This window comes from Lactobacillus amylolyticus DSM 11664, from assembly GCF_000178475.1.
Taxonomy (GTDB): domain Bacteria; phylum Bacillota; class Bacilli; order Lactobacillales; family Lactobacillaceae; genus Lactobacillus; species Lactobacillus amylolyticus.
In genome coordinates this window covers 44,135-55,277 of sequence record NZ_ADNY01000001.1, presented here as the reverse complement: position 1 = coordinate 55,277, position 11,143 = coordinate 44,135, and the positions used below count along the sequence as shown (strand labels likewise).

Below are 11,143 nucleotides of genomic sequence, written 5' to 3'. Positions count from 1 at the left end.
AACATTGGCTTAAAATGGCTGTTTCTTTTTTTATTTATTACAAAAGTCCTAAGATTTGTTATAGTATTGTAAATTCTTTCTACTACAAATCTGTTATTATGGTTAGCGTGATAGGTATGAATAAGTACTGAATTTAAGTTTTAAAAATGAGGGAATTTAATTGCAACAGAGTAGTAAAAAGATTTTAAGCATTTTAGCTTGCGCAAGCATGTTAGTTACTGCAAGCGTAACAATTACAAACAATAGTTTTTCAGCAAAGCAAACGCAAACCGTTAAGGCAGCGACAGTTGCTCCACGTTCATATGGTGTGGACGTTTCTGCTTATCAATCATCAAGTGTCTCAAGCAGTGCAAAGTTTGCTATTGTTAAAGTAAGTGAAGGTACCAGTTACCGTAACCCAAAAGCTAAGGCACAAATTGCTTCAGCTAAGGCTAATGGTATGATGCCAATGGCATATCACTTTGCTTTGTTTGGTGCTAATTCTACTCAAGCCGTTGCAGAAGCAAAATACGCCGTTGCTAGTGCAAAGGCCTATGGTTTAACTTCTGGTTCATACATTGCTTGTGACTGGGAAACTGGTGATGGCAATAATGTAAATGGTGGCAAATCAGCAAGTGCCAAAGCAATTATCGCATTCATGAAACAAATCAAGGCAAGCGGCTACAAGCCATTGCTTTACTCAGGCGCTTCATTATTAAACAATAACATCAATACTAGTGCAGTTACTGCTGCATTTCCAAATTCACTTTGGGTATCATCTTACGCAACGATGGGTAGAATTGATACCCCTAACTTTAATTACTTCCCATCAATGAATGGTGTTATTATTTGGCAATTTACTGATAATTGGCGTGGTTTGAACATTGACGGTAACATTTCACTTTTACCATTGACTACTTCAAGTTCAAGCACAGCAGCTTCAAGCCAGGCTCCATCAGCAGGCAGCGTAACCGCTAAGAAGACGGTTATGACCAAGTCTAAGATTTACAACAGCGAAGGCGTCTTCACAGGCAGATATGCTACTACTTACAAGACCTACAACATATACGGTGGTGCTGTCATGATTAATTACACCAGTTACTATCGTGTCGGCAGCAATTCTTACATTAAGTTGGCTAACATTGATGGTGTAAAGCGGGTATTGAAGAGTTCAACTACGATCTTTAATAATAAAGGCGTTACAACTTCAACTTCACCAGTAGCTAGTGGTACAACTGTTGTAACTTATGGTGGTCAAAGAACAATTAACGGTGTGAAAGCTTATAGAGTAAACAAGAACCGTTACATGGCCGCTAGTGCTTTTTAAGACAAATGATTTTAAAAATAAGAGGAAAGTAGCTTGATTGAGCTACTTTTTCTTTTGTGCCCAATGATATAAGCATAATTATGTAAAGTATAAAAATGATATGGCTTTGTATGCTACAATGAGAACAGCTGTTTTGAAGAGGTGAAAGAAGTGTTAACTCGTTCCCATAGAATTTTTAGTATTGCCCTCATCGAATTCGGCCTGGCTGCAACCAACAATTTGCAGATAAATCCTGGATCATCATTTATCATGCTACTGGGAACTGGAGTCGGTGCTTCCTTGCCAGATATTGATGAATATAATAGTTCGGTGAGTCGTAAGTCTATCATCAATTTCAGTCTTTTTTTGCGGCACAGGGGAATCACTCATTCACTGATTGGCTTCCTGATTTTTAGTGGCGGAATCTATTTTTTGATGAGTCTATTAATGCCGATCAGATTTACCTCATGGAATTTGCCAGATTATTGGAGCAGCTTATGGCTGGGACTAACGATCGGTTACTTTTTGCATTTATTGGAAGATAGTTTTAGCAAGCGGGGCGTAAATTGGTTGACGCCTTTTAGAAAAAAGTGCCATGGGCCAAAACTTCACTATAAAGTTGGTGGTCCTTTTGAAAAATTAATTGTTTTTATCGCAATAATTTTAATTATTATTTTAACGATTTACTGGCTTTGGCTCTTATCTTTGCCAGACCTCAAAGTGTAGCGCTTGCAATGTTCAAAGCCTTTATTTTATTTAACTGAATGTCATGCTAATTTAAGGTTGTAAAATACAAATCATGATAGAATGTAAATTGAAAATAAAAGAATAAAAATAGAAGATCGGGGTAATTAGATGCAAAGTAAGAAAAAGATTTTGGCGGTACTCGCATGTGGGACTGCTTTGGCGACCGGATTTGTTTTAAACAATAATCACGTTTTGCCAACGGTAGTTAAAGTTAAAGCTTCAACTACTAGCGTTGCCGCAAGATCATATGGTGTAGATGTTTCAAGTTACCAAAGCAGTGATGTAAGCAGTTTGGCAAAAGCTGGCGGCCAATTTGCCATTGTAAAGGTTTCTGAAGGAACAAGCTATCAAAACCCAAACGGTGCAAGCCAAATCAATAGTGCAATTGCTAACAATATGTTGCCAATGGCTTATCATTTTGCTACTTTCAGTTCTAATTCTTCAGCCGCAGCTGCTGAAGGTAAGTACGCTGTCTCTGTAGCTAAATCAATGGGTTTGCCATCAGGTGCTTATCTTGCTTGTGACTATGAAACAGGGGATGGCAACGTCGTTACTGGTTCAGCAAGCGCAAATGCAACTGCAATTTTAGCATTTATGGACCAAGTAGAAGCTGCAGGTTACCAACCTTTGCTTTATTCTTCAGCTTCAATTTTGAACAACAACATTAGTACAAGTTCTGTATTAGCCAAATATCCTAATTCACTGTGGGTAGCTTCATATGCTACGATGGGCCGAATTGATACAGCTGACTTCAATTACTTCCCATCCATGGACGGAGTCATTATTTGGCAATTCACTGATAATTGGCGCGGTCTGAGTGTTGACGGCAATATCTCATTGTTGCCTTTAACGATGAACTCCAGCTCTACTGCTACAAGCAGCGCTAGCTCACAAGCTGCTACTACCAATATTAATCAGCAGGCTTCAGCTAGTGTTTCAAGAAGTACATCAACTACCAGGACTGTCAAAACCACTAAGACGGTTATGCACCGTGCAGCTGTTTATGATTCAACTGGCAAGCGTTCAGGCAGCTATGTTTACCCAACTTATAGCAAAGTAACAGTTCTTGGTGGTATTGTTCGGATTAATGGTCGCAACTTCTATAAGATTGGCAGCAACCAACACCTTGTTGCCAGCAACATTGATGGTACACGCAAGACGTTAAGTCATAATGCTTACATATATACCAGCAAGGGCACACGCGTTTACGTTCCAACTCTTAAGAAGGGAACTAGTCTAACTGTTTATGGTGCGAAAGTTAAATTAAACGGTAAGTACTACTACAGAATTAATGTCGCTCGCTACATTAAAGCAGGCAATATCGAATAAATATAATAAAGATAAAAATAAAACTTCAGGTTTGGACCGTAATTAAAGCAGAAAGAAGCAGCGCATTTATCAAACATTTGCAGCTTTAAGGCTTAGATGGTCGATTAGTTCACCTGAAGCCTGATCTGCATGGTGCACAAGTTATCAAGTAGGAAAGGAACATCTATATGGCAGATAAAAAATTAGATACAGCAATCTTTTCAGGGGGATGCTTCTGGTGCATGGTAGAGCCATTTGATACTTTGCCCGGGATTGAAAAAGTAGTCAGTGGCTACACTGGCGGTCATGTGGCTAATCCAACTTATGAAGAAGTTTGTACCGGTAAAACAGGTCATACTGAAGCTGTCAAAATCACTTTCGAGCCAGAGAAATTTCCTTATCGAAAATTGGTTGACCTTTATTGGCAAGTTGCGGATCCAACTGATGCAATGGGCCAGTTTCAAGACCGCGGTGATCAGTATCGTCCAGTAATTTACTATAATTCTGAAGAACAAAAGAAAATTGCTGAAGAATCCAAGAAAGAGTTAGCCGAAAGTGGTATTTTCGACAAACCAATTGTGACGCAGATCTTGAAAGCATCTGCCTTTTATCCAGCAGAGGAATATCACCAAGATTTTTATAAGAAGAATCCAGAACGATATGCTCTGGAAGAATCCGCAGGAAGGGCAGCTTATCAAGCACGGTTCAAAAATAAACATTAGAGTTGGTTCAATCAAGTATTTTTGTTAAACTTATCTATGTATTGTTTTTTATGAAATCTAAGGACTAATAAATAGATGGACCAACTTGATAGGTTTAATCGAAGATATAATTTCTTCTCTAAATTGTCAGCAGCCTTGTTTTATTCAATAGCTGTTGCGATTGCCCTGAATTTTTTCTGGACGCCGGGGCATATGTACTCATCCGGAATTACCGGTTTTGCTCAGCTGATTAACTCAGTGAGTGAACGCTTTTTCCCGTTCACGATTTCGACGTCTTTGATGTATTTTGTTTTGAATGTACCATTATTCATTTTAGGTTGGACTAAGATCGGACATAAATTTACTTTCTTTACGATTATTGCTGTTGTTTTAGGCTCAATCATGATGAGAGTAATTCAACCTTTGGAAGTTCACTGGGATCCACTTCTTTGTGCGATTTTCGGGGGTACGATTAACGGGATTGGTACAGGCTTTGCGCTGAAGAACGGTATTTCTACCGGTGGTTTGGATATTGTCGGAATAGTTTTTCGAATGAAGACGGGAACTAGCTATGGCAAGTTTAATATTCTCGTAAATTTAGTAATCATTGCGGCAGCTGGTTTTGTATTCGGCTGGACCAGAGCTTTGTATTCTGCTTTGACTATCTTTATCAATGGACGAGTAATCGATGCGATTTACACTCAGCATAAGAAGATGCAGGTGATGATCATCACGGAGCATCCGCAAAGTATTATTGACGGTATTCAAAATAAAATGCACCGTGGTATTACTATTATCCACGATGCTGAAGGTGCGTATAGCCATACTGAAAAGACAGTGTTGATTACGATTATTGACCGTTATGACATGTATGATATTCGTCAAATTATTGAACATGCTGATCCGTATGCTTTCGTAAGTGTCAGTGAAGTAGAAAAGGTATATGGCAGGTTCAAGGAGCAGGAAATAGTTTAAACAAAATTAAAAGGAAGCGAGATAATTCGCTTCCTTTTTTGTTAAAAAAGATTAGTCATGTATTCATTAACGGCGGCTTGCTGCATTTCATCCCAACTAGTGAAGTGAGAGTTGTTTTTAACAAAGTCATTCAGATGATCTTTTTTTAGATCAGCAATTTGATTGAAATCCTTTATCTTTAGGCCGTGCATGAAAAAGCTAAAACTGGCAAAGTCAGTATACTTTTGCATAAAAGCAGGAGAGAAAAGGTCTTGATAAGAGACCTCTTTTTGAGGACTTTCTGCTGCTAATGCTTGCAATTTTTGTTTTAATGCATTTTTTTCTTGTTCGTTGTTCATCTTAATCCTTCTTTCAAATAGTTTGATTATAGCATGAAAAAGCCGCGCTCGGGCGACTTGTTTATTTATTTAAATTCTTTTCGATCATAGCTACCGGATTCATCCAGGTACCTACATTGCGGTACCAGTTATTGCAAGGATAGCCATGCTTGTTAATGTATTTGTGAGTGGTTCTGGTTAAACCAAGGTCCCAACCGTCATGGAAGTAGCTTAATGGATTGAGGCAGCGAGCATAGTCGGTAATGCCAAAAAGTTGCGAATTATACATTGGTTTAACGCCATTTTTAGCGAGGCTGGCAAAAGGATAGCCCCAGGTATATTTACTGTTATTAGTGGTATTTGCGCTGCTTGTGGTTTCAGCTTTGACTTGTGCAGCAGGTGCACTAAAAGAAACGGCAGAAAAAGCTGCCGCAACTACAGAAATAAATAGTACTTTTTTAATCTCATTAAAAACGAATGGTTCAAAATATTTGAACCGAAATTCTTATCTCCCTTATTTAATATAAATCTATTTTAGCGAAGAAATATAACAAAGCCGTTACTAACAAATTAAATGTAAGAAAAAAGGACATGAAAATGTCCTTTTAGAAGCAATTATTTAACTTTAATCTTCAATACCAAGGTGATCCATAATTAAAGCAGCTGTTTCTTCAATTGAACGGTGAGCAACATTAATCACGTAGCAACCCAACTTCTTGTACAGCTTTTGCGCTGATTCAAGCTCTTTGTTGATTGAATCCATGTTAGAATATGAAGTATCTGGGTTCAAACCATAAGAAATCATTCTTTGACGGCGAATTTCATTCAAAACGGAAGGATCATTTGTTAATCCGATGATCTTCTTTGGATTAATTTCGTAGATTTCTTTAGGAATATGCGTTTCAGGTACAAGAGGCAAGTTAGCAACCTTTAAGTTCTTGTTGTAAGCTAAGTACAGTGATAATGGTGTCTTGGAAGTTCTTGAAACACCAAGCAAAACTACATCAGCTTCTAGGAAGCCCTTAGGATCTTTACCATCGTCGTACATAACAGCAAATTCCATTGCGGAAATACGATCAAAGTATTTAGCATTCAGTTTGTGCTGAGCACCGGTTTGCTCAACTGGACGCATATCAGTGGTTTGGGCCAAGGCTTCAACGACTGGAGACAAAATATCTACGCTTTGAATTTTATGTTCGCGAGCAAAGCGAATTACTGTCAATTGCATGTCATCTTTAACTAGACTATAGATAAGAACTAAGTTTGGATATTTTTCAATTTCTTTAAAAGTATCTTCAAGTTTCTTCTTATCAGTAATAAATGGGTAACGCCGGTAATTGATTTTTGCATCTGGGAATTGTGCAGCAGCAGCTGTTGCGTTGTTAAAAGCAGTATCGCCAGCCGCATCGGAAATAATAATAATATTTACTTCTATTTTCTTATCTTTTTCTGGCATTCTTTGCACCTCTTTCTGACTAAATTATAACGAACATCGCCATGAAATGAAATCGCTTAACCCGTTTTAAGATGGCTTTTTAAATAAATTACAAAAATATCAAAAAATTAACGGATACTATTGACCGAAAAATATCGTTTGCTATAATTTAATTAAACGTATGGCGCAACGCCAAGAAATGGAAGGGGGGATCACACATGGCTAAGACAATCGTTCATGAAAACGAGTCTATTGATGATGCTCTTCGTCGTTTCAAGCGTTCCGTCTCAAGAAGTGGTACCTTACAAGAATACCGCAAGCGCGAATTCTATGAAAAACCAAGTGTACGTAGAAAGCTTAAGTCTGAAGCTGCACGTAAGCGTAGACATTATTAATAAATAAGAAAAAGATCTGGTTTTGCCAGATCTTTTTTCTATCTGCATTTTATGCAGAAAAAAATAGGCAAGTTTGTTATAATTTTGGTGTAGGTTTATTTGAGAAAGAGGGAACTACATTGAGTTTATCTGACAAAATCATGGCTGATATGAAACAAGCTATGAAGGATAAAGATAAAGTGAAGTTAAACACAGTGCGGATGATCAAATCTGCATTAATGAATGAAAAGATTAAGTTAGGTCACGAATTAAACGCTGACGAAGAATTAACAGTACTTAACCGCGAAAAGAAGCAAAGAGAAGAATCTATTGCTGAATTCGCAAAGGCTAAGAGAGACGATTTAGTCGAGGAAACCAAGAAGGAACTTGCTGTGGTTGAAGGTTACATGCCAAAGCAATTATCCAAGGATAAATTAGATAAAATCGTTAAAGAAACAATTGAAGAAGTTGGTGCTAAAGGCAAATCTGACTTTGGCAAGGTTATGAAAGCTGTTATGCCTAAAGTTAAGGGACGCGCTGACGGTAAACAAACTTCAGCTTTAGTTCGCGATCATCTTAATTAATAAAGAGGGAGCGGGTCTTTTGGCTCAAACAAGTTTTATTCCTGAAAAACCAGAAAATATTCAAAATTTAGTTGGCATTAACGATGGTAATTTGAAGTTGCTATCTGAAGGCTATGATGTATCCGTCACAGATACCGGTAATGAAATTGTCATTGACGGTAGCAATGAAGATGGCATCAAAAAAGTCCTAGCTGTTTTAAAAGCATTAGACAATGTTGTGAATACCGGTGTTAACATTGGTGCGCCCGACGTTGTTAGTACAATGAAAATGGCAGACAAAGGTACAACGGAATACTTTGCTGATCTGTATAAAAAGATTTTAATTCGGGATGCTAAAGGTCGCCCGATTAGAGTTAAAAATATGGGGCAAAAGCGTTACGTTGAAGCCATTCAAAAAAGTGATGTCGTTTTCGGAATCGGACCGGCCGGAACAGGTAAAACCTTCTTAGCCGTTGTTTGTGCAATCGCTGCTTTTAAAAAGGGTGAAGTATCGCGAATTGTTTTAACCAGACCTGCTGTTGAAGCAGGTGAATCACTCGGATTTTTGCCAGGAGATTTAAAAGAAAAAGTAGATCCATATTTAAGACCAATATATGATTCCCTTTATGCGATTTTGGGTACTAATACTACCGATCGGTTGATGGAGAGAGGAACAATCGAAGTCGCACCGCTTGCGTATATGCGTGGCCGGACCTTGGATGATGCCTTCGTAATTTTGGACGAAGCCCAAAATACAACCGATTCCCAAATGAAGATGTTTTTAACTCGGCTTGGCTTTAATTCAAGAATGATCGTCAATGGTGACATGACTCAGGTTGATTTACCTGGTCGCCAACATAGTGGATTAATTGATGCTCAGCATATTTTGAAGGGAATTGATCAAATCAAATTTATTAATTTCTCCGCAAATGATGTTGTTCGTCACCCAGTTGTTACCAAAATTATTAATGCTTACGAAAAAAAGGACGCAAAACGCTAAAATGGATCCAATTGAGATTACCTATAATGATGAAGTCGGTTTTTTAAACGATGATAAGAGATGTTGGAAAGACTGGATAGAAAAATTATTGTTGCTTACTAAAACTAAAATTGGCAAAAAAAACAACTTAGAGATGAGTATTAACTTTGTCAATGAGGATCGCAGTCACGAAATCAATCTGAAATATCGCGATAAGGATCGTCCAACTGATGTGATTTCTTTTGCTATCGAAGATGGCGAAGATGATCTGGATATGGCCGCTTTTGCTGATGATCCAGATTTTCAAGAAGATATCGGTGATCTCTTTATGTGTCCTAGTGTCATTAAGCGCCATAGTGTTGAGTATGGTACGGGCTTTGACCGGGAATTTGGTTATACTGTTGTCCACGGCTTTTTGCATCTAAATGGTTATGACCACATTAAACCTGAAGAGGCAAAAGAAATGTTTGGCATTCAAGGCAAAGTTTTAGAAGAATATGGTTTGCCTTTATATCCTGATCAGTTAGATGTTGGCAGAGGAAAGTAATGAAAAAAGAAACAAAGTTTAAATCTGGTTTTGTTGCAATTGTTGGTCGTCCTAATGTGGGCAAATCAACTTTAATGAATCGGTTGGTCGGTGAAAAGGTTGCGATTACGTCAAATAAACCACAAACTACGCGCAATCGAATTTCCGGAATTTATACAAGTGATGACATGCAGGTTGTCTTTGTTGATACACCAGGAATATTTAAGCCGCATTCTAAACTAGACGAATATATGGACAAAGCCAGCTATTCAAGTTTGAATGACGTTGACTTAGTAATGTTTATGGTTGAACCAGATGAAGCAGGAAAAGATGACAAGTTTGTTGCTGACTTGCTCCAAAAAGTAAAAGTACCTGTTTTTCTGATTATTAACAAAGTTGATGAAATTCATCCTGATAAGCTTTTGCCAATTATTGATTCTTATCGCAAATTAGGCGATTTTGCAGAATTTCTACCGGTTTCTGCAACTGAAGGTATTGGCATTCCAGACTTATTAACTGCCCTAAATAAATACCTTCCTGAAGGTCCGCAATATTATGGCTCGGACCAAATTACTGATCGACCTGAATATTTTGTTGTCGCAGAGTTAATTCGTGAGCAAATTTTACAACTAACTGCTCAAGAAGTCCCTCATGCTACCGCTGTGGCAGTGGACCGAATGAATCAGCGCATTAAAGGAAAATTGCAAATCGAAGCAACGATTTATGTCGAACGTGATGGTCAAAAAGGCATTATCATTGGCAAAGGCGGAAAGATGCTAAAACAAATTGGTATTAATTCGCGTAGAGCAATTGAAAACTTGCTTGGTGAAAAAGTAAACCTTCGCCTTTGGGTAAAAGTCCAACATAATTGGCGTTCAGATCCAAGTTTCTTGAAACTAATTGGATATGACAAAAAGGAATTAAATTAATGACGCGTGAACTTAAAGAAGTTCAAGGGATCATTTTTAAAAGGCAAAAATATAAAGAAGCAGATTTGCTGGCGAAAATCATAACTAAAGAAGATGGCATAATTACCTTAGTTGTACGCGGAGCCTTACGGCCAAAATCGCAGTTGAATGCGGCGACATTGAACTTTTCATATGGTCGTTATGTCATTTATACCAATGGTCGTGGTTTAAGCAATCTGCGTACCTATAAAGAAGTAAAGCAGTATGATGGTTTATATAATGATTTAACCAAAAATGCTTATGCTTCTTTTATTTTGGATTTAATTGATCATGCCTTTGTAGAATATCAGCCTTTAGGCAAATACTATGAGCTTGCGAAGTTTGCCCTTGAACGAATAAATGAAAATACTGATCCAGAGATGATAACGCAAATTGTGCAGATGCAGATGCTGAAAGCATATGGAGTGGAACCAGAATTAAGGCATTGTCTAATTTGTGGTAAGGAAACAGGTATTTTTGATTATTCGATCAAATTGGGTGGCGTGATTTGCAGCGATCATTTTGCAACTGAAAATAGCAGATTGCATCTAAAGCCTAAAGAGACAGCCGTTTTGCGGACGATAGATTTATTACCATTTGAAAGGCTAGGCTCAATCAAACTATCTTCCGATACAAAAAAGGCTACTAGAAAAGCAATTGATCGAATTTATAGAGGGACAATTGACTTGAATTTAAAAACTAAGAAATTTCTTGATGAATTAAAACTGTTTAACCCTTCAAATAACTAGTTTTACTTGCTTTCATGTGGTAAAATCAACTATGTATTTGATGAAGATGAGGGATTTAGAAAAGTACTAGTTTTAGCGAATGTCGTATGGTGAAAGGACATCTAGGAAAAGGCGCCTCTAGTCAAGTTAAATTAAGAGCAGGAAGAATACTTCCTGAATTAGGGTGGAACCGCGATAATATTCGTCCCTATGCAAAATTTTGCATAGGCTTTTTTTATGGCCTAGCGCAGGAAGGAA

Annotated in this window: 14 protein-coding genes; 11 read left to right on the top strand and 3 right to left on the bottom strand. The window is 37.7% G+C overall.

Annotated elements, in window-relative coordinates:
* Positions 1-160 precede the first annotated feature (160 nt).
* The 5 genes from HMPREF0493_RS00265 (at position 161) to HMPREF0493_RS00245 (ending at position 5,016) form a co-directional block, all read left to right on the top strand.
* Positions 161-1,306 carry a GH25 family lysozyme gene (locus HMPREF0493_RS00265; RefSeq protein ID WP_006351210.1) on the top strand — a complete coding sequence of 382 codons (1,146 nt, stop codon included), beginning with the start codon at positions 161-163 and terminating at the stop codon, positions 1,304-1,306.
* 150 nt (positions 1,307-1,456) lie between these two features.
* Complete coding sequence (locus tag HMPREF0493_RS00260) at positions 1,457-2,011, top strand: metal-dependent hydrolase (RefSeq protein WP_040456670.1); 555 nt, start codon at positions 1,457-1,459, stop codon at positions 2,009-2,011.
* A gap of 129 nt (positions 2,012-2,140) precedes the next feature.
* A complete protein-coding gene (locus tag HMPREF0493_RS00255; RefSeq protein ID WP_006351208.1) occupies positions 2,141-3,361 on the top strand; it encodes an SLAP domain-containing protein in 1,221 nt (406 codons plus the stop codon).
* 167 nt (positions 3,362-3,528) lie between these two features.
* A complete protein-coding gene (gene msrA / locus HMPREF0493_RS00250) occupies positions 3,529-4,062 on the top strand; it encodes a peptide-methionine (S)-S-oxide reductase MsrA (RefSeq protein WP_006351207.1) in 534 nt (177 codons plus the stop codon).
* Positions 4,063-4,137: 75 nt separating this feature from the next.
* Positions 4,138-5,016, top strand: a complete 879-nt coding sequence (locus HMPREF0493_RS00245; RefSeq protein ID WP_006351206.1) for a YitT family protein — start codon at positions 4,138-4,140, stop codon at positions 5,014-5,016.
* Between the two features lie 41 nt (positions 5,017-5,057).
* Here the strand turns inward: HMPREF0493_RS00245 and HMPREF0493_RS00240 are convergent, their stop codons facing one another.
* The 3 genes from HMPREF0493_RS00240 to HMPREF0493_RS00230 all read right to left on the bottom strand — a co-directional run bounded on the left by HMPREF0493_RS00240 (position 5,058) and on the right by HMPREF0493_RS00230 (position 6,789).
* Positions 5,058-5,354: a hypothetical protein gene (locus HMPREF0493_RS00240; RefSeq protein ID WP_006351205.1), complete on the bottom strand. Its 297-nt coding sequence runs from the start codon at positions 5,352-5,354 to the stop codon at positions 5,058-5,060.
* A gap of 61 nt (positions 5,355-5,415) precedes the next feature.
* A complete protein-coding gene (locus HMPREF0493_RS00235; protein WP_006351204.1) occupies positions 5,416-5,622 on the bottom strand; it encodes a hypothetical protein in 207 nt (68 codons plus the stop codon).
* Between the two features lie 336 nt (positions 5,623-5,958).
* Positions 5,959-6,789, bottom strand: a complete 831-nt coding sequence (locus HMPREF0493_RS00230; RefSeq protein ID WP_006351202.1) for a pyruvate, water dikinase regulatory protein — start codon at positions 6,787-6,789, stop codon at positions 5,959-5,961.
* Positions 6,790-6,986: 197 nt separating this feature from the next.
* On the opposite strand from HMPREF0493_RS00230, the gene rpsU reads away from it, so the two are divergent.
* The 6 genes from rpsU (at position 6,987) to recO (ending at position 10,906) form a co-directional block, all read left to right on the top strand.
* Complete coding sequence (rpsU, locus tag HMPREF0493_RS00225; RefSeq protein WP_002880182.1) at positions 6,987-7,163, top strand: 30S ribosomal protein S21; 177 nt, start codon at positions 6,987-6,989, stop codon at positions 7,161-7,163.
* A 119-nt stretch (positions 7,164-7,282) separates the two neighbouring features.
* Complete coding sequence (locus HMPREF0493_RS00220; protein ID WP_006351201.1) at positions 7,283-7,726, top strand: GatB/YqeY domain-containing protein; 444 nt, start codon at positions 7,283-7,285, stop codon at positions 7,724-7,726.
* A 19-nt stretch (positions 7,727-7,745) separates the two neighbouring features.
* Entirely contained in the window at positions 7,746-8,705 is a 960-nt protein-coding gene (locus HMPREF0493_RS00215) for a PhoH family protein (protein WP_006351200.1), read from the top strand.
* A gap of 1 nt (position 8,706) precedes the next feature.
* Positions 8,707-9,231: an rRNA maturation RNase YbeY gene (ybeY, locus tag HMPREF0493_RS00210; protein WP_040456558.1), complete on the top strand. Its 525-nt coding sequence runs from the start codon at positions 8,707-8,709 to the stop codon at positions 9,229-9,231.
* The gene (gene era, locus HMPREF0493_RS00205; RefSeq protein WP_006351198.1) at positions 9,231-10,139 is read left to right on the top strand and encodes a GTPase Era; all 909 of its coding nucleotides are present in this window, start codon (positions 9,231-9,233) and stop codon (positions 10,137-10,139) included. Before ybeY ends, era begins: the two co-directional genes overlap by 1 nt.
* Positions 10,139-10,906: a DNA repair protein RecO gene (gene recO / locus HMPREF0493_RS00200; RefSeq protein WP_006351197.1), complete on the top strand. Its 768-nt coding sequence runs from the start codon at positions 10,139-10,141 to the stop codon at positions 10,904-10,906. Before era ends, recO begins: the two co-directional genes overlap by 1 nt.
* Positions 10,907-11,143: the final 237 nt, after the last annotated feature.